The sequence below is a fragment of the Marmoricola sp. Leaf446 genome (genome assembly GCF_001424755.1).
In the GTDB taxonomy this organism is placed as follows: Bacteria; Actinomycetota; Actinomycetes; order Propionibacteriales; family Nocardioidaceae; genus Marmoricola.
This window is the reverse complement of sequence record NZ_LMRF01000005.1, coordinates 1-23,820: the sequence shown is the minus strand read 5'-3', so window position 1 is coordinate 23,820 and position 23,820 is coordinate 1. Positions and strand designations below refer to the sequence as shown.

Genomic DNA, 23,820 nt, shown 5'->3' with positions numbered 1-23,820 from the left:
ACACGGTGCAACGTGTGTGGAGAGGCAGTTCGGGTTCATCACCTGAGAAACCGGACCGACGTACGCCGGACCGAGGTACGCCGCCGACGTATGCCGCCCACCCGACGCCCCCCCCGGACGTCGTACGCCCCGGTCGCCAGGGCGACCGGGGCGCATGACACGACCTGGGTGGGGTCAGTCGTCGGAGGAGCTCTTCATGCCCTTGCCGATGAGGTCCATGACGGTGGAGTCGGCCAGGGTGGTGACGTCGCCGACCTCGCGCTTCTCGGCGACGTCCTTGAGCAGCCGGCGCATGATCTTGCCCGAGCGCGTCTTGGGCAGCTCGGGGACCACCATCACCTGACGGGGCTTGGCGATGGCGCCGATCTCCTTCTGCACGTGGCTGCGCAGCTCCTGGATAAGCGACTCCGGCGCCTCCTCGCCGTCGGCCAGGGCCGACTCGCGCAGGATCACGAACGCGCAGACCGCCTGGCCGGTCGTCTCGTCGGCAGCGCCCACCACGGCGGCCTCGGCCACCTTGGGGTGGGAGACCAGCGCCGACTCGATCTCGGTGGTGGAGAGCCGGTGGCCCGAGACGTTCATGACGTCGTCGACGCGGCCGAGCAGCCAGATGTCGCCGTCCTCGTCCTTCTTGGCGCCGTCGCCGGCGAAGTAGAAGCCGTGGTCGGCGAAGCGCGACCAGTAGGTGTCCTTGAACCGCTCGTCGTCGCCCCACAGGGTGCGCAGCATCGAGGGCCAGGGCTCCTTGACCACGAGGAACCCGCCCGAGCCGTTGGGCACCGACTCGCCGTCCTCGGTGACGACGTCGACGACGATGCCGGGGATCGACTTCATCGCCGAGCCGGGCTTGCCGTGGGTGACCCCGGGCAGGGGCGAGATCATGATCGAGCCGGTCTCGGTCTGCCACCAGGTGTCGACGATCGGGGCGCTGCTGGCGCCGATGTTCTCGCGGTACCAGACGTAGGCCTCGGGGTTGATCGACTCACCCACTGAGCCGAGCAGCCGGATCTTGGACAGGTCGTGGTCCTTCGCGATCTCGCCGCCCCACTTCATGAAGGTCCGGATCGCGGTGGGGGCGGTGTAGAAGATCGTGACGCCGTACTTCTCGCAGATCTCCCACCAGCGGCCCTTGGTCGGGGTATCCGGGGTGCCTTCGTACATCACCGAGGTCGCCCCGTTGGCGAGCGGTCCGTAGACGCCGTAGGAGTGGCCGGTGACCCAGCCGACGTCGGCGGTGCACCAGTAGACGTCCGTCTCGGGCTTGAGGTCGAAGATGCCCCAGTGGGTGTAGGAGCACCCGACCAGGTAGCCACCGGTGGTGTGCAGGATGCCCTTGGGCTTGCCGGTGGTGCCGGAGGTGTACATGACGTAGAGCGGGTGCTCGGCGTCGAAGAACTCGCAGGTGTGCTCGGCGGAGGCCGCGTCGACCGCGTCGTGCCACCAGACGTCGCGGTCGTCGTCCCACGCCACGTCCTCGCCCGTGCGGCGCACGACCAGCACCTTGCGGACCTCGTGGCCGTCGTTGTCCTTCGCCTTCTGCACCGCCTCGTCGACGGCGGGCTTGAGCGCCGAGGGAGCGCCGCGGCGGTAGCCGCCGTCGGCGGTGACGATCACCTTGGCGTCGCAGTCGGCGAGCCGGCTGGCGAGCGCGTCGGAGGAGAAGCCGCCGAAGACCACGGTGTGCGGCGCGCCCAGGCGGGCGCAGGCCAGCATCGCGATCGCGGTCTCGGGGATCATCGGCATGTAGATCGCGACCCGGTCGCCGGTCTCCACGCCCAGCTCGACCAGGGCGTTGGCGGCCTTGGAGACCTCGTCCTTGAGGTCGGCGTAGGTCAGGTCGCGGGCGTCGTCCTCGGGCTCGCCGACCCAGTGGAAGGCGACCTTGTCGCCGTTGCCGGCCTCGACGTGCCGGTCGACGCAGTTGTACGCCGCGTTGATGCGGCCGCCGACGAACCACTTGGCGAAGGGCGGGTCGTCCCAGTCCAGGACGCGCTCCCACTTCTGGTCCCAGTCGAGGCGCTCGGCCTGCTTCTCCCAGAACCCGAGCCGGTCGGACTCGGCGTCGGCGTAGGCCTGCTCGGTCAGGTTGGCCGACTCGACCAGCTCGGCCGGCGGCTCGAAGCGGCGCTCCTCGGTGGACAGGTTGGCCAGGGTCTCGTTGGACTCGGTCATGGGGATGCCTTCTCCTTGTCGTCGACTGCGTGACGCGCCTCACGTACGACGCGAACCTACTCCCGACCGCCGACGCGGACGACCCTCCGATCGGGTCGTCCGCGTCGGGGTGCGGGTGCTGCCTAGTGCTGGACCGAGGCCTCGGCACCGGCGCCGGTGAGGGCGCGGACCTCGAGCTCGGTGTAGCGGTCCTCCGCGGCCGGCTCCTTGCTCGTGACCGAGCCGAGGTAGCCCAGCAGGAAGCCCAGCGGGATCGACACGATGCCGGGGTTCTCCAGGGGGAACCACGAGATGTCGATCGAGGCCGGCAGCAGCGAGAGGTTGGCCCCGGTCGCGGCGTCGGTCTTGCCGGACATGATCGGGCTGAAGATCACCAGGCCCACCGAGCTGATCAGGCCGCCGTAGATGCTCCACACGGCGCCCCGGGTGTTGAAGCGGCGCCAGAACATGTTGTAGACGATCGCCGGCAGGTTGGCCGAGGCGGCGATCGCGAAGGCGAGCGCCACCAGGAACGCGATGTTCAGCTTCTGCGCCGGGATGGCCAGGATGATCGCCACCAGGCCGATGACGCCGGCCGCGATGCGGGCCACCTTCAGCTCCTCCTTCTCGGTGGCCTTCCCCTTGCGCCACACGCTGTTGTAGAGGTCGTGGGCGACGCTGACGCTCGAGGTGAGCGTCAGGCCGGCGACCACCGCGAGGATCGTGGCGAAGGCGACGGCCGCGATGACGGCGAGCAGGATCGCGCCTCCGGTCGAGCCGGAGCCGCCACCGACGGTCTCGGCGAGCAGCGGCGAGGCCAGGTTGCCGCCCGAGGCGGTGACCCGCTCCTTGTCGGAGTCGCCCAGCAGGGCGGCGGCACCGAAGCCCAGGACCAGCGTGAACAGGTAGAACACGCCGATCAGGCCGATCGCCCACAGCACCGACTTGCGGGCGTCCCGCGAGGTCGGGGTGGTGTAGAAGCGGATCAGGATGTGCGGCAGGCCGGCGGTGCCCAGCACGAGGGCCAGGCCCAGGCTGAGGAAGTCGATCTTGCTGGTGGTGGAGACGCCGTACTTCAGGCCCGGCTCCAGGAACGCCGAGCCCTTGCCGCTGTTGCTGGCGGCGGTGCCGAGCAGGTCGGAGAGGTTGAAGCTGAACTGCGCCAGCACCAGGACCACGATCAGCGCCGAGCCGGCCATGAGCAGCACGGCCTTGACGATCTGGACCCAGGTGGTGCCCTTCATGCCGCCCACGGTGACGTAGAAGACCATCAGGATGCCGACGCCGAAGATGGTGACGTTGGTGGCGAACTGGCCGTCGACGCCGAGCAGCAGCGAGACGAGCGCGCCGGCGCCGACCATCTGGGCGAGCAGGTAGAAGATCGACACCACGACCGTCGAGGTCGCGGCGGCGGTGCGCACCGGGCGCTGCTTCATCCGGTAGGCCAGCTGGTCGGCCATGGTGTAGCGGCCGGAGTTGCGCAGCACCTCGGCGACCAGCAGCAGGGCCACGAGCCACGCCACCAGGAAGCCGATGGAGTAGAGGAAGCCGTCGTAGCCCGAGAGCGCGATGGCGCCGGAGATGCCGAGGAACGAGGCGGCCGACATGTAGTCGCCGCCGATGGCCAGGCCGTTCTGGAAGCCGGAGAAGTTGCGGCCGCCGGCGTAGTAGTCGGCCGCGCCGGAGGACTGCCGGCTGGCCCAGAAGGTGATGCCGATCGTCAGCGCGACGACGGCGAGGAACAGGGTCGTGGTCAGGACCTGGTGGTTCATGCGCGGGCCTCCCGCTCGTCGGAGCCGCCGCGACGGCCGCGCTCGTACTCCTCGTTGAGCTGGCGGGCCAGCGGGTCGAGCTTGCGGTTGGAGAACGAGCTGTAGGCGTAGGCGAGCAGGAACGTGGTCACGAACTGCAGTAGGCCGAAGACCAGCGCCACGTTGATGTTGCCGAACAGCTTGGCGCCCATGAAGCCCGGCGCCCAGTTGCTGAGGATGACGTAGAGCAGGTACCAGACCAGGAACGCCGCGGTCGCGGGGAAGACGAACCCGCGGTAGCGCCGGCGCAGCTCGGTGAACTCGGCCATGTCGTGCAGCCGGTCGTAGACGGGGTCGTGCCTGGCGGCCTGGTCGGAGGCCTCCCTCTCGGTCCGGGCCCGGTCGGCGTCGTTGGCGGCGTCGGTGGCGGCGGTCCCCCCGTCAGGGGGTGGGGACGCGGTGTGGCTCATGGGTGGGCACCCTTCTGCGCAGGCGTGGGGACGGGGCTGTGATCGCCGTCACGCTCGCACGGGGGCGGGGACCGGGCGAGCCTCCCGGCCGGGCGTGCGGCAGACGGGCGGGCGCGTCGGTGAACGGTCGGGGTCGTACGACGAACGGTCGGCCGTCGGGCGGCTCGAGAGGTGCGGGGACTCCGGAGACCGTGGCACGTGCCACGGTCTCCTGAGCGTTCGTCGAGGGCCGCTCAGCCCTGGTCGACCCGGACGGTCTCCGGGGTGTGCAGCCGGACCAGGAACCGCGAGGTGTGGGCGGGCACCTGCGACCGGGTCAGCCGCGAGACCACGACCATCGTGAGGAAGGCCAGGGGCACCGCCCACGCCGCGGGCTGGCCGACGAGCGAGGCGATCCAGCCCCCGGTGCGGTCGACGACCAGGTTGTCCACCACTGCGGCACCGGTCAGCAGGCCGCCGGCGACGAGACCGGCCACCGCCCCCCGCGCGGTCAGCCCGCGCCACCAGATGCCGAGCAGCAGCAGCGGGCAGAAGGTCGCCGCCGCCATCGCGAAGGCCAGCCCGACGACCGTGGCCACGCCGACCTCGCGGGTCACGAGCGAGAGCAGGTAGGGCACCACGACCGCCACCACGGCCGAGACCCGGAAGCCGGTCACGCCCTCGAGCCGGCGCGAGGTGACGTCCTGGGTGAGGACGCCGGCCACGGCCACCGTCAGCCCCGACGAGGTGGCCAGGAAGGCCGCGAACGCGCCGGCCGTGAGCAGCGCGGTCAGCAGGTCGCCGCCGAGCCCGCCGACCATGACGCCGGGCAGGGCCAGCACCACCGAGTCGCTGCCGGACGCCGCGAGGCCGGGCGCGTAGAGCCGGCCGAGCGCGCCGTAGACCGGCGGCAGCACGTAGAACGCGCCGAGCAGCGCGAGCACCGCCAGCGTCGTCTGCCGGGCGGCGCGGCCGTCGGGGTTGGTGTAGTAGCGGACCACCACGTGGGGCAGGCCCATCACGCCGAGGAAGGTCGCGACCATGAGGGAGTAGGTCGAGTAGAGCGGGTGGTCGCCCGCGAAGTCGATCGGGTCGGCCCAGGCCAGGCCGTCGACGCCGGCGCTGACCAGGCCCGGGTCGGCCGGCGATCGGCCGCCGTCGCCGAGCCACACCAGCACGAGGAAGACCAGGGGGAGCAGCAGCGCGGTGAGCTTGAGCCAGTACTGGAAGGCCTGCACGAAGGTGACCGAGCGCATCCCGCCGGCCAGCACGTTGAGCAGCACCACGACGGCCACGGCCAGCCCGCCGGCCCACGGGGGGAGCCCGGTCGTGGTCTCCAGCGCGACGCCGGCGCCCTGGAACTGCGGCATCAGGTAGAGGAAGCCGATCACCACCACGAGCAGCGCCGAGGCCCGTCGTACGCCGCGCGAGTGCAGCCTGGCCTCCGCGAAGTCGGGCAGCGTGTAGGCGCCCGAGCGGCGCAGCGGGGCCGCGACCAGGCAGAGCAGGACGAGGTAGCCGGCCGTCCAGCCGACGGGGTACCACAGCATCTCGGCGCCGTTGCTGAGCACCAGCCCGGCGATGCCGAGAAAGGACGCGCCGGAGAGGTACTCCCCGCTGATCGCGAAGCCGTTGAGGCGGGGCCGCACCGACCGTGAGGCGACGAAGAAGTCCGAGGTCGTGCGCGACAGCCGGAGCCCCCAGCTGCCGATCGCGAGCGTGGCGACCGAGACGAGCAGGACCGAGAGCAGCCCCAGCACGGTGCCCGTGTCGTCGAGCACGGGTCAGGACCGCTCGACGACGCGGGCGAAGGCGCGCTCGTTGCGCTCGGCCAGCCGGACGTAGCGCCAGGCCAGCAGCACCAGCACGGGGTAGCAGCCGAAGGCCAGCAGGCCCCACGAGACCGGCATCCCCAGCAGCTGGGCGCGGGTCAGCCACGGCACCAGCACGAACAGCAGCGGGAGCGCTCCGACGGTCAGGCCGAGCGCCAGCAGCACCCCCAGGCCGAGGCGGAGCTGGGCGCGGAGCAGGGTGCGGAGGTAGATCTCGCCCAGCTCGCTCTGCGCCTCCATCTCCGAGGCGGGCGTCGGGCGGGGACGCTGCCGGGACCGACCGGTGCGGGGACTGGTCACCCTGACCCGCTCGGCGCGCTCGGCGCGCTCGGTCTGCTCGGTCCGGTCGGGGTGCTCGGTCACGACGGGTCGCCGGGGGTCGGGCTGCTGCGCGGTCGGCCGCGCCGCACGAGCAGGTCGCGCAGCTCGCGGGTGTGGCGCCGGCTGACCTGGAGGTCGGCGCCGTCCACGACGACCCAGCAGCGGCCGGCGTCGACGTGCAGCTCCTCGACGTACGCCGTGTTGACCAGCCGTGAGCGGTGGATCCGGACGAAGCCGACGGCCGACCAGTCCTGCTCGAGCTGGGAGAGCGGCGTGCGGACCAGGTGGCTCTCGCCGTCGACGTGCAGCCGGGCGTAGTCGCCCTCGGCCTCCACGTGGCGGATCCGGGAGACGGCCACGAAGCGGGTCACGCCGCCGCGCTCGACGGCCACCTGCTCCTCGCCCGGATCGGCGGCGACCGGCTCGGCGCGCACGGCGGCGACCACGCGGCGCACGGCCTCGGCGAGGCGCTGCTCGCGCACCGGCTTCAGGACGTAGTCGACGGCGTGGAGGTCGAAGGCCTCGACCGCGTGCTCGTCGTGGGCGGTGACGAACACCGTGGCGGGCGGGGAGCGGAACTGCGCGAGCACCTGGGCGAGGTCGATGCCGGACAGCCCGGGCATCTGCACGTCGAGGAACACCGCGTCCACCTCGAGCTGGCGCAGCAGCCGCAGCGCGTCGGTGGGGGAGTCGGTGGCGTGGACCTCGCCGACGCGCGGGTCGCGGCGCAGCAGCCAGGTCAGCTCGTCGAGGGCCGGGCGCTCGTCGTCGATGACGAGCACCGCCAGCGGCCGGTCGTCGGCGGGCGGTCCCGGGGTGCCCGCGGGCGTGGTCACGGCGGGCTCACGGGGTCAGGCCGGGGGCGAACTTGGGCACGCGGACGAGCACCCTCGTGCCGGCTCCCGGTGCGGTCTCCACGACGAGACCGTAGTCGTCGCCGAACGTGGTGCGCAGTCTCTCGTCGACGTTGGCGAGTCCGACGGAGTCACCCGCCGCCTCGCCCGCCAGCACCGCGCGGATGCGCTCGGGGTCCTGCCCGGCACCGTCGTCCTCGATCGAGATCAGGCACTCGCGGTCGGCGTCGCGGGCCACGATGGTGATGACCCCGCCACCCTCGCGCTCGAGGCCGTGCTGCACGGCGTTCTCGACCAGGGGCTGTAGGCACAGGAAGGGGATGGTCACGCCAAGCACCTCTGGCGCCACCTGCAGCACCACCCGGAGTCGCTCCCCGAAGCGCGCCTGCTCGAGCAGCAGGTAGCGCTCGACCGAGCGCAGCTCCTCGGTGAGCGTCGTGAACTCGCCGTGCTGGCGGAAGGAGTAGCGGGTGAAGTCGGCGAACTCCAGCAGCAGCTCGCGCGCCCGGTCGGGGTCGGTGCGCACGAAGGACGCGATCGCGCCGAGGGAGTTGTAGATGAAGTGGGGGCTGATCTGGGCCCGCAGCGCCCGCACCTCGGCGCGGGCCAGGCGGTGCCGCTGCTCGTCGAGCTCGGCCAGCTCCAGCTGCCCCGACACCCAGCTGGCCACCTCCTCGGTCGCCCGCAGCAGGCTGGCCGACGGGGCCCCCGCCAGCGCGACCAACGCGCCCGCGACCCGGTCGTCGATGACCAGCGGCGTCGCGATGGCGTGCCCGACCAGGCAGCCCTCGGTGTCGCAGGCCAGCTCGGCCCGACCGGCCACCACGGTCGCGCTCGCGGCGACCGCCCGGGCGGCGAGCGCCCGCGCCTGCGCGGTGTGGTGGGTCGAGAGGCCGTCGTACCCCAGGAGGGTGTCGGTGTCGGCGAGCGCCACCGCCGCGGTGCCGAGCAGCCCGCGCAGGTGGCGCAGCGCCCGGTCGGCCGTCTCGGCCGTCAGCCCGCGCCGCAGGGCGGGGGAGGCGAGCGAGGCGGTGTGCAGGGTGCGGAAGGTGGCGTGGTCGGCGTCGGTGCCGAGCTGGCGGGTGCGCCACCAGCGGCTGCGGAGGCCGTCGAGCACCACGGCGGCCTACCGGAAGTCGATCAGCTGCATGCCGGGGTCCTCCGGCGGGCGGCGGTCGGCGGGCCGGGCGGCGTCCTGGTCCTCCAGGCCGGGCGGGGCGGCGTCGTGGTCGACGGGGGCGTGGCTGGGCTCGGGCGGCAGGTCCTGGTGGCGTACGACGGCCCGGAAGCACCTCGTCACCCAGGGCAGCTGCATGCCGTCGTGACCCCGGCCGTAGCCGTCGTACAGGCTCGCCACCTCGGCCAGCGTGCGCTCCCGCGCGCTCGCGGACATCGTCGCGACGTGGGAGACCGAGCGGGCGAGCTCCTCGAGCGACCGGGCGGTGTGCGACTGCCAGAAGCGGAAGCGCTTCTCCTCCACGAACCCGAAGTAGGGGCTCTCGAGCAGGGCCGGGGTGGGCAGCTCGCCGTCGCGGTCCGAGGCCGGGCTGAGCAGTCGCTTCAGCCGGCGTACCCAGGGGATGGAGGTGTCGTAGGTGTTCCAGACCAGGCCGATCACGCCGCCCGGTCGCAGCACGCGCGCGATCTCGGGCAGCGCCCGCTCGGCGTCGAACCAGTGGAAGGACTGGCCGCACGCCACGACGTCGACCGAGCGCGACCGGACCGGGATCGCCTCGGCGGCCGCGGCGGCGTGGGGCACCGCCACCCGCTGGCCCAGCCGCGCGAGCATCGGCAGCAGCGGCTCGGTGGCCAGCACGTGGTGGCCGCCGCGGTGCAGCACCTCGGTCAGCTTGCCGGTCCCGGCACCGAGCTCGACGACGTGGGCGCGACCGCCGCCGGTGAGCCACGCGACCGCGTCGTCGGGGTAGGACGGCCGGGCGCGGTCGTAGGCGTCGGCCACGGAGCCGAACGACGTCGCGGGGCTGGGGGTCGGCTCGCTCATGCTGCGCCGAAGATACCCTCACCGCCGTGTCCCCCGTCCCCCCCGAGCCCCCCTCGTCCCGCACCGCGACCGGCTCGCCGGACCCCCTGGAGTGGCTGACCGGTCTCGAGGGCGTGCCGTCGGGCTTCGCCTCGACCCGCGACGGCATCGACGCGCTCCTGCGCGACCGCGGCCTGCGGCGCAGCACCCCGGCGCAGACCGCGGAGTCGCTGCTGCGCGGGGCGCACGCGAGCGCGGCGCTCGCGGGGTCGACCTCCACCCTCGAGGAGGTCCGCGACGGCACCGGCGACGACGTCGCCGCCGCGGCGGTCCGGGTCAGCACCGAGCTGCTCTCGCTCGTCCCCGTGCTGGGCCAGGCCCCGCTGCAGGCGCTGGCCCGGGTCCACGCCCTCACCGGCGCCCCCGACCCCGGCCGCCCGGTCTCGCCCGAGGCGGCCGAGCGGCTCCGCTCGCTGGGCCGGACCGTGCTGGCCACGCGCGTGCCCGCGCTGCTGCTCGCCGCGCTCGTGCACGCCGAGGTCGTCAGCGCCGCGCCCTTCTCGGCCCACAACGGCCTGGTCGCCCGCGCCGCCGAGCGGCTGGTCCTGGTGGCGCGTGGCGTCGACCCCGCCTCGCTCGTCGTCCCCGAGGCCGGCCACCTCGCGCTGCGGGCGGAGTACGAGTCCAACCTGCGCGGCTACGCCACCGGCGGCCGGTCCGGCCTGCACGCCTGGCTGCTGTACGCCGCGGAGGCGCAGGCCCGGGGCGCCGAGAGCAGCCCGCTGCGCGGGTAGCAGCACCGGCACACAGGTGAGCGGCACCGGGAGTGCGTAGCTGTGTCCTACGCGTTCTCGATGCCGCTCGACACACGTCGCCATGGCTACCAGGCGTGCACTCTCTAACTGCGGCCTCCGGGCGTGCCCGGGGGACCTGCGCCCTGTAGGAAGGGGGATCGCCGCGTGGGTACCGGCGCCGTGTGTGGTCCTGTGGAGTTGTTCCTCCTTTGTACGCCGACGTGACGTGCGCCACAAGGCTTGACTTCCCGGCGGGCGAGGAGTTCGCAGGTCAGCGGCGGATCAGGCGTCGCGGCGGCGTACGCCGAGCCACGCGACCACCCCGACGGACAGCACCGCCACGACCCCCACGGCCGCGGCCGTGCGGCGCACCGGCGGGAACCGCACCCGGCTGCGCAGCGCGACCGGCTTGTCGAAGACCAGCACCGGCCAGCCGCGCCGCTGCGCCAGCCGGCGCAGCTCGCGGTCGGGGTTGACGGCGAAGGGGTGACCCACGGCGCTGAGCATGGGCTCGTCGGTGATGGAGTCGCTGTAGGCGTGGCAGCGCCGCAGGTCGTAGCCGCGCTCCTCGGCGAGCTGCCGGACGGCGATCGCCTTGTTCTCGCCGTAGGCGTAGAAGGTGATGCCGCCGGTGTAGCGACCGTCGGCGACCTCCATGCGGGTCGCGACGACGTGGTCGGCCCCCAGCATCGCCCCGATCGGCTCGACCACCTCCGACCCGCTGGTCGAGACGATGATGACGTCGTGGCCGGCCTGGTGGTGCTCGGCGATCAGGCGCACCGCCTCGGCGTACACCAGGGGGTCGACGATGTTGTGCAGCGCGTCGGCCACGATCTCCTGCACGGTCTGCACGTCCCACCCGGTGCTCAGCCGGCTCATGAACTGGCGCAGCCGCTCCATCTGGTCGTGGTCGGCCCCCAGGACGAGATAGCTGAACTGGGCGTACGCCGACCGCAGCACCGCCCCGCGACTGATCAGCCCGCCCGCCTGGAACTCCCGGCTGAAGGCGAGCGTGCTCGACTTGGCGATGATCGTCTTGTCGAGGTCGAAGAAGGCGGCCGTCGGGCCCGGGCTCATGGGCCGAGTCTAGGTGGACATCCCTTTCGTCCCGGTCCGTTCGCGCCAGTTGGCGTCCACAGCCCCGGCGACGACGTGGTCCGTCCACAGGCCGGGGGCCGTGCCTCCGGGGGGCCGGGCCCGGCGCGGACGCTGGCGCCATGGACACCTCGGACCCGACCCCGCCCCTGACCTCCGGGCCGGACGCGTCCCCGCTGCTGCTCTCCGCCGACCCCCTGCTGGTCTCCGACGTGCAGCGGCTGGCCGCCGCCGCGGGTGTCGTGCCGCTGGTCGTGCACGACTCGGTGCAGGCGCTGCGAGCCTGGACCGCGGCCTCGGTCGTGCTGGTCGGGGCCGACTGCGCCGCCGGGCTGGCCGACTGCCGGCCCCCGCGGCGACCGCGGGTGCACCTGCTCGGCCGGGCTCCGGTCGACGACGGACACTTCCGGCACGCCCTCGCCCTCGGCGCCGAGACGGTGAGCGAGCTGCCGGCCTCGGAGACCTGGCTGGTGGAGATGCTCACCGACGTCGGCGACGGGGGCGGCGTGCCCGGCGTGACGGTGGGGGTGGTCGGGGGCAGCGGTGGCGCTGGGGCGACCGTGCTGGCCGCCGCGGTCGCGCGGGCGGCCGCCGAGCTCGGCCCGACGCTGCTGGTCGACGCCGACCCGCTGGGGGCCGGGCTCGACCGGGTGCTGGGGCTCGACGGCGCCGACGGCATCCGGTGGGACGCGCTGCACCGCACCACCGGCCGGCTGAGCGCACGGTCGCTGCGCGAGGCGCTGCCGAGGTCGGGCGACCTGTCGGTGCTGACCTGGCCCCCGGACCGGGGTGGGCGGCTGCAGGCGTTCGCGGTCCGCGAGGTGCTCAGCGCCGGGCGTCGCGGCTTCGACACGGTCGTGGTCGACCTGCCCCGGCACCCCGACCCGGTCGCGGAGGAGGCCACGGTGCGCTGCGACCACGTCGTGGTGGTCTCCCGGCTGACCGTCCCGGCGGTGAGCGCGGCGTCGCGCGTGGCCGCCCGGTTGCCCGAGCCGCTGCCCCGACGCCACCTGGTGACCAGGGGAGGGGCGGGCGGCGTGACCCCGGAGGCGGCCGCCCGGCTGCTGCGGCTCCCGCTGCTGGCCGCCATGTCGGACCAGCGCGGGCTCGACGAGTCCATCGATCTCGGTGCCGGCCCCGGCCGGGCGGGGCGCGGTGTCCTGGTGCGCACGGCGCGGTCGGTGGTGCGTGCCCTGGCCGACCCCGCCGGCGGCGCCGGCGCGGTGGCGTGAGCACGCCGTGGCCGACCTGACCCGGGTGGACGAGCACCCTGCTCCGTCGTACTCCCCCGCGGCGGCGCCGGTCGCCGCCGACCTGCTCGACGGCGTGCGCGAGCGGCTCGCACGCGACGCCGCGCCGCTGTCGCCGCAGCTGGTCGCCCGGGCGCTGCGCGACCAGGGCCACCCCGTCGGCGACGCCACGGTGCTGGCCGTCCACGACGCCCTGCAGCGCGACGTCGTCGGCGCCGGGCCCCTCGAGCCGCTGCTGCGGCTCGAGGGCGTCACCGACGTGCTGGTCAACGGTCCGGGGGCGGTCTACGTCGACCGGGGCCGAGGCCTGGAGCTGACCGGGGTCCGCTTCCCCGACGACCAGGCCGTACGCCGCCTCGCGCAGCGCCTCGCCGCCACGGCCGGGCGCCGTCTCGACGACGCCTCGCCCCACGTGGACCTCCGGCTGCCCGACGGCAGCCGCTTTCACGCGGTGCTGTCGCCGCTGGCCCGCCCCGGCACCACGTTGTCGCTGCGGGTGCCGCGCTCGACGGTCTTCACCCTGGACGAGCTGGTCGCGACCGGGGCGGTGCCCGAGGCGGGGGCCGCGCTGCTGCGCCAGGTGGTCGAGCGCCGGCTGGCGTTCCTGGTCTCCGGAGGCACGGGATCGGGCAAGACCACCCTGCTCAACGCCCTGCTCTCGGTGGTCGACCCCACCGACCGGATCGTCCTGGTGGAGGACGCCGCCGAGCTGCGACCCGCGCACGCCCACGTGGTCGCCCTCGAGGCGCGCCCGGCCAACATCGAGGGCGCCGGCGAGGTCACGCTGCGCACCCTGGTCCGACAGGCGCTGCGGATGCGCCCCGACCGGCTCGTCGTCGGCGAGGTGCGGGGGGCCGAGGTCGTCGACATGCTCGCGGCGATGAACACCGGCCACGAGGGCGGGTGCGCGACCGTGCACGCCAACTCCGCCGCCGACGTCCCGAGCCGGGTCGAGGCGCTGGCGCTCGCCGCCGGGCTGAGCCGGGAGGCGACCCACAGCCAGCTGCGCTCGGCCGTCGACGTGGTCGTCCACCTCGGCCGCGGCCGGGACCGCCGTCGCCGGGTCCGCGAGCTGGGCGTCGTCGGCGAGGGCGACCGTGGGGTCGAGGTGCAGGTCGGGGTGGGGTTCGGCGACGACGGCCGGCTCGTGCCCGGCCCGGGCCTGGACCGCCTCACCGCGCTGGTCGAGCCGTGAGCGGCTGGCCCACCCCCGACGCGGCGACCTGGTCGGTCCCGCTCGGCCCGGGGGGCCTGCTCGCGGCGGGTCTCGCCGCGGCCGCGGCTGCGCTGGCCTTCCGGTCCCGCGCCGTCGTCGACGTGCCGAGGGCCGGTGCCGGTCCGGTGGCCGCCCGTCTGGTGGTGCCGGCCGTGGGTCTGCTGGCGGCGGCCGCCTGGAGCTGGCTCGGCCTCCGGCAGCTGGTGCTGGCCGGGCTCGGCCTGGCCGCGGCGGGAGCGGTGGTGCGGTCGCTCCGGCGGGGTCGCGAGCGGACCGACGCGGACCGGCGCCGCGGGGAGGTCCTCGACGCCTGCGAGGCCATGGCCGCCGACCTGGCGGCGGGCCAGCCTCCCGTCCGGGCGCTGGAGCGGGCCGCGGAGGAGTGGGCCGACCTCGCGCCCGTCGCCGTGGCGGCCCGGGTGGACGCCGACGTGCCCGACGCGCTCCGCGCGGTCGGCCACCTCCCGGGAGCAGGCGAGCTGCGCGGGGTCGCGGCGGCCTGGCAGGTGGCGCACGAGACGGGGTCGGGACTTGGGCCGGCCATCGCGCAGGCGGCCTCGGCGGCCCGGGCCCGGCGGCGTACGACGCGCCTGGTCGCCGCCGAGCTGGCCGGGGCCCGGGCCACGGCGCGGACCCTGGCGGCCCTGCCCGCCCTGGTCGCCCTGATGGCGATCGGGATCGGGACGGACCCGATCGGGTTCCTGACCGGCACCACGCCCGGGTTGGTCTGCCTGTCCGCGGGGCTGGCACTGACCTGGCTCGGCCTGTCCTGGCTGGAACGCATCGGCGACCGGGTGCTGCGGTGACGCCGGCCGCCGCTGTCGTGGTGGCCCTCCTGTCGGGGGCCTGCGTGCTGCTCGCGGCCCCGCCCCCGGCGCTGGCACCGCGCTCCCCGGACGACGGTGACGCCACCGGGCCACCCGCCGGCGCTGGGCCGGGGGAGGAGCGCGCACTGCTCGTGCGGCTGCGAGCGCCGCTGTCCGGCCTCGTGGCGCTGGGCGTCTGGGCGCTGCTGGGCGGGGTGCTCGGCGTGGCCGCGGGCCCGGTGGCCGGCGTGCTGGCCTGGCGCGTGCTGGGTCGGGCCGAGGACCCGGCCCTGGCCCGGCGACGCGAGCGGCTCGACGACGAGCTGCCCACCGGCGTCGACCTGCTCGCCGCCTGCCTCGACGCGGGCGCCGCGCCCGAGGCCGCGCTGGTCACGGTGGGTCGGGCGCTGGGCGGCCCGGTCGAGGAGGAGCTGCTGGCCGTGCACGCGCGCCTCGAGCTCGGCGTCGACCCCGCGGCGGTCTGGCACGAGCTCGCCTCGCACCCCCAGCTGGGCCCGCTCGGCCGGACCGTCGCGCGGGCCCACGACAGCGGCGCGTCCGTCGCCACGGCGGTGCGCGGCCTGGCGATCGAGCTCCGGGAGCGGGCGGAGGCCGAGGTCGAGACGCGCGCCCGCAGCATCGAGGTGCGGGCCGCCGCACCCCTGGGCCTGTGCCTGCTCCCGGCCTTCGTGCTGCTCGGCATCGTGCCCCTCGTGGCCGGCGCGTTCGCCTCGATGGCGGTCTTCCGGTAGCCACCTCGCCCCCACAGGGCGGTGCGGCAGCCGGGTTGTCCACCGATCGCGCCGACCCCCTCGCCGACCGCTTCCCACCCGAGCAACCTCCTCGGTGTCCAACCACGCAGCCCGGGGTCCCAAGGCCCGGGCCGATCCAAGGAGAAACCCATGAAGAACGCATCCCTCGCCCCCGTCGGTGACGAGACCACCTCCGAGCTCCCGGTGGCGGCCGTGCGGCTCCGCGGCGAGGACGGCGCGACCACCGCCGAGTACGCCACGGTCACCGGGGCCGGCGTCGGCTTCGGCGCGCTGCTGTTCAAGTTCCTCACCAGCGACGCGGGCCAGGAGCTGCTGCAGGCCATCTTCCGCGGCATCAGCACCCTGCTGCCCTTCTAGGTCGCACCCAGACGGCCGGCGGGGTGGGTCGGGCTGCCCACCCCGCCGGTCTCCAGCGCCCAGCCCGAGCAGAGGAGCACCCCGATGCACCACCACCGACCCGACGTCGCCCCGCCCCGGCGCGAGCGGCGCGCGGCCGACGAGCGGGGCGCCGTCACCGCCGAGGCCGCGATGGCGCTGCCGGTCCTCGTGCTGTTCACCCTGGCCATGGCCTGGCTGGTCTCGCTCGGCGTGACCCAGGTCCGGGCTCTGGACGCCGCTCGCGAGGTCGCCCGCGCCGCCGCCCGGTCCGACTCCGCCGGCACGGCCACGGCGCTCGGTCGTCGGGTGGCTCCGCCGGGCAGCCGGGTCAGCGTCGACGTCGGCGGCGACCTCGTCGTGGCCCGGGTCTCCGCCCCGGTGCGGGGCCCGGGCGGCCTGTTCGGCGCCCTGGGGGCCCACACGGTGGAGGCCGAGGCGGTCGCCGCGACGGAGCCCCGGTCGTGAGGCGACCTGCCGGCCACCGCGACGAGCGCGGCCTCGCGGTGGTGGCCTCCACCGCCCTGCTGGGCGTCCTGGTCACCGTCACGCTGGCCGCCGTCGGGGTCGGCTCGGTGGTGCTGGGGCACCGTGCCGCGCAGGCGGCCGCCGACCTGGCCTCGCTCGCCGGCGCCACCGCGGTGCAGGACGGGCGCGACGCGTGCGGTGCGGCTCGTCAGGTGGCGCGCCGCAACCACGCCCGGGTGGTGCGCTGCCGGGTCGAGGGGTTCGTGGTCTCGGTCGAGACCGCGGCGCGCACCGGCCGGCTGCCGGGCGGGGCCCTCGAGCTGCGGGCCCGGGCCCGGGCCGGCCCCGTGGGGCAGCTGCCCTAGCCCGCGAGACCGGCCGCGCGGGGCTCCGGCACCCGGGGCGGCTCGGCAGGGGCTCCGGCGAGCAGCACGTCGAGCAGGGCGACGGCTCCCGCCTTGTCGAGCGGGTTGTTCTGGTTGCCGCACTTGGGCGACTGGACGCAGGAGGGGCAGCCCTCGGCGCAGCCGCAGGAGGCGATGGCCTCCCGGGTGGCGCGCAGCCAGCGACCCGCGGCGGCGTACCCCCGCTCGGCGAACCCCGCCCCGCCCGGGTGGCCGTCGTGGACGAAGACGGTGAGCATCCCCGTGTCGGGGTGCAGCGCGGTGGAGACACCGCCGATATCCCAGCGGTCGCAGGTCGCGAACAGGGGGAGCAGGCCGATCGAGGCGTGCTCGGCCGCGTGGGCGGCGCCCGGCAGGTCGCGCTCGTCGACCCCGCACTCTGCCAGCACGGCGGCGGGCAGGGTCCACCAGACGGCGGTGGTCTGGAGGGTGCGCTCGGGCAGGTCGAGCGGCTCCTCGGCGATGACCTCGCCCGAGGGCACCCGCCGCTTGAGGAACGAGACCACCTGGTGGGTGACCCGGACGTCGCCGAGGGTGAGCCGGGCGCGGCCCCACGAGGTCGACTCGCGCTCGCCGAGCACCTCGATGTCGACGACCTCGCGGGCCGAGGTGGAGTGGTCGGGGTCGTCGCGGTGGAGCACGGCGACCGACTCGTCGAGGTCGAGCTCGGAGACCATCCAGGTCTCGCCCTGGTGGAGGTAGACCGCGCCGGGGTGGACGGTGCCGTGGGAGGCCGCGTGGTCGACGGTGCCGAGCACCCGGCCGGTGACGTCCTCGACGAGGCGCACGGCCGGGCCGCCGGTCGAGCGGATGTCGGCGAGGTCGCTGGCCCGGCTGCGGTCGGTCCAGAACCAGCCGTGCGGCCGGCGACGCAGCAGCCCGCCCGCCGTGAGCGCGTCGACGGCGGTGCGGGCGCCGGGTCCGAACAGCGGCAGGTCCTCGTGGCGCAGCGGGGACTCGGCCGCGGCGGCGCACAGGTGGGGGCCCAGGACGTAGGGGTTGTCGGGGTCGAACACGTTGGCCTCGACGGGGGCGCCCAGCAGCGCCTCGGGGTGGTGCACGAGGTAGGTGTCGAGCGGGTCGTCGCGGGCGACCATCACCCCGAGCGCGTCGGTGGCGGCCCGGCCGGCGCGGCCGACCTGCTGCCACAGCGCCGCGCGGGTGCCGGGGAAGCCGGCGAGGAGGACGGCGTCGAGGCCGCTGACGTCGATGCCGAGCTCGAGGGCGTTGGTCGCGGCGACCCCGGTCAGCCGGCCGTCGCGCAGGGCGTCCTCGAGGGCCCGACGCTCCTCGGGCAGGTAGCCGCCGCGGTAGGCCGCGACCTGGTCGACCAGCGACGGGTCGACCTCGGCGAGCTGCCGTCGGGCCGAGAGCGCCACCGTCTCGACGCCGCGACGCGACCGGACGAAGGCGAGGGTGCGCACCCGGTCGACCACGAGGTCGGTGAGCAGGTCGGCGACCTCGCTGGCCGCCGAGCGCCGCACGGGGGCGCCGTTCTCGCCGACGCCGGGGACGAACGGCGGCTCCCACAGCGCGATCGCGGTGCGTCCCCGCGGCGAGCCGTCGTCGGTGACGGCCGTGACGTCGAGCCCGGTCAGCCGGCGGGCCGAGACCTCGGGCTCGGCGACGGTCGCCGAGGCCAGCACGAAGGTGGGGCTGGCCCCGTGGAGCGCGGCCACCCGCCGCAGCCGCCGCAGGACCTGCGCCACGTGGGCGCCGAAGACGCCGCGGTAGTGGTGGCACTCGTCGACCACGACGTAGCGCAGCGAGCCCCAGAACCGCGACCACCGCTCGTGGCCGGGGAGCATCGAGCGGTGCAGCATGTCGGGGTTGGTCAGGACGTACTCCCCGTGGTCGCGGGTCCACTCGCGCAGCTCGGGGGTGGAGTCGCCGTCGTGGGTGGAGGCGCGCAGGTCGGGCAGCCCGAGGCGGCGTACGGCGGCCAGCTGGTCCTGGGCCAGCGCCTTGGTCGGGGAGAGGTAGAGCACCGACGCCCCGCGCTGGCCCTTGGGGCCGCGCCGTGACTCGACGGCGTGGAGCGCGGGGAGCAGGTAGCCCAGCGACTTGCCGGACGCGGTGCCGGTGGACAGCACGACGTGGGTGCCGGCGTGGGCCAGGTCGGCGGCGCGGCGCTGGTGGGTCCACGGGAGGGCGACGCCCCGCGCGAGGACCGCGTCGCGGACGTCGGGGTGCAGCCACTCCGGCCAGGGCGCGTGCCGCGCCTCGCGGGCCTCGAGGACCTCGAGGTGGGTCAGGCCGTCCTCGCGTCCGGGCGCCCCGCTGAGGCGTCCGACGAGCGCTTCGACGTCCATGACCTGCACCCGCACAGTCTGTCAGCGGGCTCGGACAGTTGCCCGGCGGCGGCACCGCGCCGCGTGGTTCAATGACTGCCGTCGACCGGTACGCAAGGAGCGAGGACCGCCAGGAACTCGTTCGGAGGTGAGATTCGTGGATCTTTCGCTGCAGACACGCGAGGTGGCTGACCGCACCATCGTCGCCGTCGGCGGTGAGATCGACGTCTACACCGCCCCCAAGCTGCGGGACAAGATCACCGAGCTGGTCGGCGAGGGCCACCACCACCTGGTGATCGACATGGAGGGCGTCGACTTCCTCGACTCCACCGGCCTCGGCGTCCTGGTCGGCGGCCTGAAGAAGGTCCGCGCCCACGACGGCTCGATGGCCCTGATCTGCTCCCAGGACCGGCTGCTCAAGATCTTCCGGATCACCGGCCTGGCCAAGGTCTTCACGATCCACGACTCCGAGGAGCAGGCGCTCAGCGCCTGACCCGACCGCTCCCGCGTCGCCCCTCACCAGCCCCGGACCCGCTGCGGTCCGGGGCTGGTGCGCGTCCGCCACGCCGACACACCTGGTCGTGTGTCGCAGGTCACAGCACTGTGACCCGTGACACGTAGACTCCGGCGCGGTCACACCTTCTTCCATCCCCCGAGGAGCGACATGGACGGGCAGAACACCGTCGTCGAACTCTCCGGTGGCAACCTCGTGCTGGTCGTCCTGGTCCTCCTGATCGCGCTCGGCGCGCTCGGCATGGCCGTGGTCTTCCGCAAGGAGGTTCTCGCCGCCGGTGAGGGCACCGACAACATGAAGAACATCGCGCACGCCGTGCAGGAGGGCGCCAACGCCTACCTGCAGCGCCAGTTCCGGACCCTCGGCATCTTCGCCGCCGTGGCGTTCGTGTTCCTGCTGGCCCTGCCGGCCGACGACATCGGCGTCCGGATCGGGCGGTCGGTGTTCTTCCTCGTCGGTGCCGGCTTCTCGGCGGCGATCGGCTACCTCGGCATGTCGCTGGCGGTGCAGGCCAACCTGCGCGTGGCCGCCGCGGCCAACACCGTCGGCCGCGACCCGGCGATGCGGATCGGCTTCCGCACCGGCGCCTTCGTGGGCATGGCGACCGTGGGGCTGGGCCTGCTCGGCGCGGCCACCGTCGTGCTGGTCTTCCGAGACTCCGCCCCCGAGGTCCTCGAGGGCTTCGGCTTCGGCGCTGCCCTGCTGGCCATGTTCATGCGGGTGGGCGGCGGCATCTTCACCAAGGCCGCCGACGTCGGCGCCGACCTGGTCGGCAAGGTCGAGAACAACATCCCCGAGGACGACCCGCGCAACGCCGCCACCATCGCCGACAACGTGGGCGACAACGTGGGCGACTGCGCCGGCATGGCCGCCGACCTCTTCGAGTCGTACGCCGTGACGCTGGTCGCCGCGCTGATCCTGGGCTCGCAGGCGTTCGGCGACGACGGCCTGGTCTTCCCGCTGGTGATCCCGGCGATCGGGGCGCTCACCGCCGTCCTCGGGGTCTACATCACCAAGCCGCGGGCGGGCGAGAACGGGCTGACCACCATCAACCGCGCCTTCTACATCTCGGCCTCCGTCGGCGCCGTCGCCTCGGTGCTGGCGGCGTTCGTCTACCTGCCCGGCAGCTTCTCGGAGTTCGCCAACGTGGGCGGCGCGGACATGGCGAGCGCCTCGGGCGACCCCCGGGTGATCGCCTCGCTGGCCGTGGTCATCGGCATCGTGATGGCCGCCGGGATCCTGGCGCTGACCGGCTACTACACGGGCACGGAGTACGGCCCCGTCAAGGGCGTCGGCGAGTCCTCGCTCACCGGCGCCGCGACCGTCATCCTCTCCGGCCTCTCGGTCGGCTTCGAGTCGGCCGTCTACACCACGCTGGTCATCGGCGCGGCCGTGTTCGGGGCGTTCCTGCTGGGCGGCGCGACCGTGACGGTCTCGCTCTTCGCGGTCGCCCTGGCCGGCTGCGGCCTGCTCACCACCGTCGGCGTGATCGTCGCGATGGACACCTTCGGCCCGGTCTCCGACAACGCCCAGGGCATCGCGGAGATGTCGGGCGACGTCAGCCCGGAGGGGGCGCAGATCCTCACCGAGCTCGACGCGGTCGGCAACACCACGAAGGCGATCACCAAGGGCATCGCCATCGCCACCGCCGTGCTGGCGGCGACGGCGCTCTTCGGGTCCTACTCCACCTCGGTGATCGAGGCCCTCGACGAGGCCTCGCCGACCCGCGACGAGCTGTCCCGACTGACCTTCGACGTCTTCAACCCCGGCGTCCTGGTCGGCGTGCTGCTGGGTGCGGCCGTGGTGTTCATGTTCTCCGGTCTGGCCATCAACGCGGTCGCCCGCGCGGCCGGCGCGGTGGTCTACGAGGTGCGTCGCCAGTTCCGCGACATCCCCGGGATCATGGAGGGCACCGGCCGTCCGGAGTACGGCAAGGTCGTCGACATCGTCACCCGCGACTCGCTCCGCGAGCTGGTGGCGCCCGGCGTGCTGGCCGTGCTGTCGCCCATCGCGGTCGGCTTCGGCCTCGGCGTCGGTGCCCTGGCGGGCTTCCTCGCCGGCGCCATCGGCACCGGCACCCTGATGGCGGTGTTCCTGGCCAACTCCGGTGGCGCCTGGGACAACGCCAAGAAGCTGGTCGAGGACGGCCACCACGGCGGCAAGGGCTCGGCCTCGCACGAGGCCACGATCATCGGTGACACCGTCGGTGACCCCTTCAAGGACACCGCCGGTCCGGCCATCAACCCGCTCATCAAGGTGATGAACCTCGTCTCGCTGCTCATCGCGGGCGCGGTGGTGTCGCTGAGCGTGGGCGAGGACCAGAACGACGTGCTGCGGGTCGCGATCGCCCTGGTCTCGCTGGCGCTGATCGTCTTCGTGGTCGTCGTGTCCAAGCGACGCGGCAACGTGATGACCGACGACGCCCCGGCCCAGGCGCGCACAACCACCTGAGCCGTCGCACCACCGGTCCGGCCGGTCGTCCCCCGTGGGCGACCGGCCGGGCTGCGTCCGGGGCCGGATAGCGTGCGGGGGTGGCGGACACGGCGGGGCAGTCAGGACGTACGACGACGCCGTGGACCGGGCGGCTGCGCACCGCGCTGCAGGCCGCGGGGTTCACCTACGACGGCGTCGCCGAGGCCCTCGGGCCCGTGGCCCACGCCGCGCTGTCGCGCAACGAGACGGTGCCGGGCCTGCGGGCGACCCGCGGCGGCAGCCCGGTCGAGACGCTGACCCGGCTGTGGCTGCTGCAGGCGCCCGTCGCGGTGGCCGAGGTCGAGGCGGCGCTGCCCGACCTGCTCGACCCGTTGTGCGCGGCCGGGCTGCTCGAGCGGTCCGTGGCCGAGGTGCGGGCGCGGGTCGACGTGCGTCCCTACGCCACCGAGGACCTCGACCTGTGGATCGCGAGCGACCTCACCCCCGGCCTCGACGGCCGGCCCTCGCACGTGTCCGGCGACCACGTGCTCGGCATCTCCTCGGCCGCGACCTCGCTGGCCCAGCTCACCGTGCGCGAGCCGGTCGGCCGCGCGCTCGACCTCGGCACCGGGTGCGGCGTCCAGGCGCTCCACCTCGCCCCGCACGCCACCCACGTCGTGGCCACCGACGTCAACGAGCGCGCGCTCTGGCTGACCCGGGTCAACGCCGAGCTCAACGCGGTCGGCTCCGTCGAGACCCGCTCGGGGTCGTTCTTCGAGCCGGTGGCCGGCGAGCGCTTCGACCTCGTGGTGACCAACCCGCCGTTCGTGATCTCGCCGGCGACGGGGGAGCGGCTGGTCTACCGCGACTCCGGGCTGCCCGGGGACCAGGTCGTCGAGCACATCGTGCGCGGGCTCCCCGGTCTGCTGACCGAGGGCGGCACCGGCCAGGTGCTGGCCAACTGGATGATCCTCGGCGACCGGTCGTGGGACGAGCGGCTCGCCTCCTGGCTGCCCGACGGCACCGGCGCCGACGCCTGCGACGCCTGGGTGCTGCAGCGCGAGGTGGTCGACCTGCCGTCGTACGTCGAGCTCTGGCTCAAGGACGCCGGCCTGCACCCCTCGACGGGACGGATCGACGCCGCGTCGTACGCCGAGCGCTACGACACCTGGCTGTCGTGGTTCGCCGACCAGGGCGCGGTGGGCGTCGGCTTCGGCTGGATCAACCTCCGCGCGGGCGGCGCCGGCGAGCACCACCTCGAGGAGTGGCCCTACGACGTCGAGCAGCCCATCGGCCCCGAGGTGACCGACCGCTTCGCCCGGCTCGCGGCACTGCGCTCCCTGGACGACGCGGCCCTGCTGGCCGCGCGTCCGGTCACCCGCGTCGACGTCCGCCAGGAGACCTACGGCGCGCCCGGCGCCGAGGATCCGGAGGAGATCGTGGTGCGTCAGCAGCGGCTGCTGCGCCGCGCCCGCCAGGTCGACACGGTCGAGGCGGCCCTGGTCGGGGCCTGCGACGGCGAGCTCACCGTCGGTCAGGTCCTCGGCGCGCTCGCCCAGCTGCTCGAGCGGGACGAGTCGGAGCTGCGGGCGGCGTACCTGCCGGTCGTGCGCGAGCTGGTCACCGACGGCCACCTGACGCTGTAGGTGGGGCGGCGCTACCCGGGGCGGAGCGTCGGCGGGCGGAGCGTCATACGTGCTGGTCGTGGGGGCGGCCGTCTCGTATGACGTCCTGGGGTCGGTCATGCGGGGTGGGTGTCGGTGCGACCGTCTCGTATGACGCGGCCAGGGCTCGGTGGGTCGACGCGACGGGGGTGTCGAGGTGGTCGTTCCGCGAGGCGGTCCGGGTGGTCGAGGAGGTCGCTCCGCGAGGCAGGTCCGGGTGGTCGAGGAGGTCGCGCTGCGACGCGGTCCGGGTGGTCGAGGAGGTCGCTCCGCGACCGTCTCGAGACCCCCCAGCCCTCCGTCGACGGCGCCCGGGAAGAAGTTCCGTACGGCGTCCGCATCCCGGACGAAACCCCAGGTCAGAGCCGGTTCTTGTCGGTGCTCGGTGCTTGGATGGAGGTATGGAAGAGCAGGTCGCG

Annotated in this window: 21 protein-coding genes; 11 read left to right on the top strand and 10 right to left on the bottom strand. The window is 74.4% G+C overall.

Annotated elements, in window-relative coordinates; translation table 11 throughout:
• Positions 1-174: 174 nt before the first annotated feature.
• The 8 genes from acs to ASG49_RS12795 all read right to left on the bottom strand — a co-directional run bounded on the left by acs (position 175) and on the right by ASG49_RS12795 (position 9,360).
• Positions 175-2,172, bottom strand: a complete 1,998-nt coding sequence (gene acs / locus ASG49_RS12830; protein ID WP_056542507.1) for an acetate--CoA ligase — start codon at positions 2,170-2,172, stop codon at positions 175-177.
• Positions 2,173-2,294: 122 nt separating this feature from the next.
• Positions 2,295-3,923 (bottom strand): cation acetate symporter, encoded by a 1,629-nt coding sequence (locus tag ASG49_RS12825; RefSeq protein WP_056542505.1) that lies wholly within the window; start codon positions 3,921-3,923, stop codon positions 2,295-2,297.
• A complete protein-coding gene (locus tag ASG49_RS12820) occupies positions 3,920-4,372 on the bottom strand; it encodes a DUF485 domain-containing protein (protein WP_082534112.1) in 453 nt (150 codons plus the stop codon). Before ASG49_RS12820 ends, ASG49_RS12825 begins: the two co-directional genes overlap by 4 nt.
• Before the next feature lie 233 nt (positions 4,373-4,605).
• On the bottom strand, positions 4,606-6,132 hold the full coding sequence (locus tag ASG49_RS12815; protein ID WP_235562064.1) for a cation acetate symporter: 1,527 nt from the start codon (positions 6,130-6,132) through the stop codon (positions 4,606-4,608).
• 3 nt (positions 6,133-6,135) lie between these two features.
• Positions 6,136-6,546 (bottom strand): hypothetical protein, encoded by a 411-nt coding sequence (locus tag ASG49_RS12810; RefSeq protein WP_056542503.1) that lies wholly within the window; start codon positions 6,544-6,546, stop codon positions 6,136-6,138.
• Positions 6,543-7,340 carry a LytTR family DNA-binding domain-containing protein gene (locus ASG49_RS12805; RefSeq protein ID WP_082534111.1) on the bottom strand — a complete coding sequence of 266 codons (798 nt, stop codon included), beginning with the start codon at positions 7,338-7,340 and terminating at the stop codon, positions 6,543-6,545. Before ASG49_RS12805 ends, ASG49_RS12810 begins: the two co-directional genes overlap by 4 nt.
• Positions 7,341-7,347: 7 nt before the next feature.
• Entirely contained in the window at positions 7,348-8,475 is a 1,128-nt protein-coding gene (locus ASG49_RS12800; RefSeq protein ID WP_056543087.1) for a sensor histidine kinase, read from the bottom strand.
• Between the two features lie 9 nt (positions 8,476-8,484).
• A complete protein-coding gene (locus ASG49_RS12795; protein WP_056542501.1) occupies positions 8,485-9,360 on the bottom strand; it encodes a class I SAM-dependent methyltransferase in 876 nt (291 codons plus the stop codon).
• Positions 9,361-9,386: 26 nt separating this feature from the next.
• On the opposite strand from ASG49_RS12795, the gene ASG49_RS12790 reads away from it, so the two are divergent.
• A complete protein-coding gene (locus ASG49_RS12790) occupies positions 9,387-10,133 on the top strand; it encodes an oxidoreductase (RefSeq protein ID WP_235562063.1) in 747 nt (248 codons plus the stop codon).
• Between the two features lie 282 nt (positions 10,134-10,415).
• Here the strand turns inward: ASG49_RS12790 and ASG49_RS12785 are convergent, their stop codons facing one another.
• A complete protein-coding gene (locus tag ASG49_RS12785) occupies positions 10,416-11,210 on the bottom strand; it encodes an HAD family phosphatase (RefSeq protein WP_056542499.1) in 795 nt (264 codons plus the stop codon).
• 140 nt (positions 11,211-11,350) lie between these two features.
• On the opposite strand from ASG49_RS12785, the gene ssd reads away from it, so the two are divergent.
• The 7 genes from ssd (at position 11,351) to ASG49_RS12750 (ending at position 16,481) form a co-directional block, all read left to right on the top strand.
• Complete coding sequence (gene ssd, locus ASG49_RS12780; RefSeq protein WP_056542498.1) at positions 11,351-12,460, top strand: septum site-determining protein Ssd; 1,110 nt, start codon at positions 11,351-11,353, stop codon at positions 12,458-12,460.
• Between the two features lie 16 nt (positions 12,461-12,476).
• Positions 12,477-13,673: a TadA family conjugal transfer-associated ATPase gene (locus tag ASG49_RS12775; protein ID WP_235562103.1), complete on the top strand. Its 1,197-nt coding sequence runs from the start codon at positions 12,477-12,479 to the stop codon at positions 13,671-13,673.
• Positions 13,670-14,500, top strand: coding sequence for a type II secretion system F family protein (locus ASG49_RS12770; RefSeq protein ID WP_056542496.1), 831 nt, complete (start codon positions 13,670-13,672; stop codon positions 14,498-14,500). The genes ASG49_RS12775 and ASG49_RS12770 overlap by 4 nt, the downstream gene beginning before the upstream one ends.
• 20 nt (positions 14,501-14,520) lie before the next feature.
• Positions 14,521-15,252 (top strand): type II secretion system F family protein, encoded by a 732-nt coding sequence (locus ASG49_RS12765; protein WP_200936315.1) that lies wholly within the window; start codon positions 14,521-14,523, stop codon positions 15,250-15,252.
• A gap of 150 nt (positions 15,253-15,402) precedes the next feature.
• A complete protein-coding gene (locus tag ASG49_RS12760) occupies positions 15,403-15,630 on the top strand; it encodes a DUF4244 domain-containing protein (protein WP_056542492.1) in 228 nt (75 codons plus the stop codon).
• An 84-nt stretch (positions 15,631-15,714) separates the two neighbouring features.
• Complete coding sequence (locus ASG49_RS12755) at positions 15,715-16,116, top strand: TadE family type IV pilus minor pilin (protein WP_056542490.1); 402 nt, start codon at positions 15,715-15,717, stop codon at positions 16,114-16,116.
• A complete protein-coding gene (locus ASG49_RS12750; RefSeq protein ID WP_056542488.1) occupies positions 16,113-16,481 on the top strand; it encodes an Rv3654c family TadE-like protein in 369 nt (122 codons plus the stop codon). The genes ASG49_RS12755 and ASG49_RS12750 overlap by 4 nt, the downstream gene beginning before the upstream one ends.
• On the opposite strand, the gene ASG49_RS12745 is transcribed toward ASG49_RS12750, so the two are convergent.
• Complete coding sequence (locus ASG49_RS12745) at positions 16,478-18,832, bottom strand: DEAD/DEAH box helicase (RefSeq protein WP_056543081.1); 2,355 nt, start codon at positions 18,830-18,832, stop codon at positions 16,478-16,480. The genes ASG49_RS12750 and ASG49_RS12745 overlap by 4 nt on opposite strands.
• A gap of 136 nt (positions 18,833-18,968) precedes the next feature.
• Here ASG49_RS12745 and ASG49_RS12740 point away from each other — a divergent pair, with 136 nt between their 5' ends.
• The 3 genes from ASG49_RS12740 to ASG49_RS12730 all read left to right on the top strand — a co-directional run bounded on the left by ASG49_RS12740 (position 18,969) and on the right by ASG49_RS12730 (position 23,383).
• Positions 18,969-19,304: an STAS domain-containing protein gene (locus tag ASG49_RS12740; RefSeq protein ID WP_056542486.1), complete on the top strand. Its 336-nt coding sequence runs from the start codon at positions 18,969-18,971 to the stop codon at positions 19,302-19,304.
• A 171-nt stretch (positions 19,305-19,475) separates the two neighbouring features.
• Positions 19,476-21,776: a sodium-translocating pyrophosphatase gene (locus ASG49_RS12735; RefSeq protein ID WP_056542484.1), complete on the top strand. Its 2,301-nt coding sequence runs from the start codon at positions 19,476-19,478 to the stop codon at positions 21,774-21,776.
• An 80-nt stretch (positions 21,777-21,856) separates the two neighbouring features.
• Complete coding sequence (locus ASG49_RS12730) at positions 21,857-23,383, top strand: methyltransferase (RefSeq protein WP_056542482.1); 1,527 nt, start codon at positions 21,857-21,859, stop codon at positions 23,381-23,383.
• Positions 23,384-23,820: the final 437 nt, after the last annotated feature.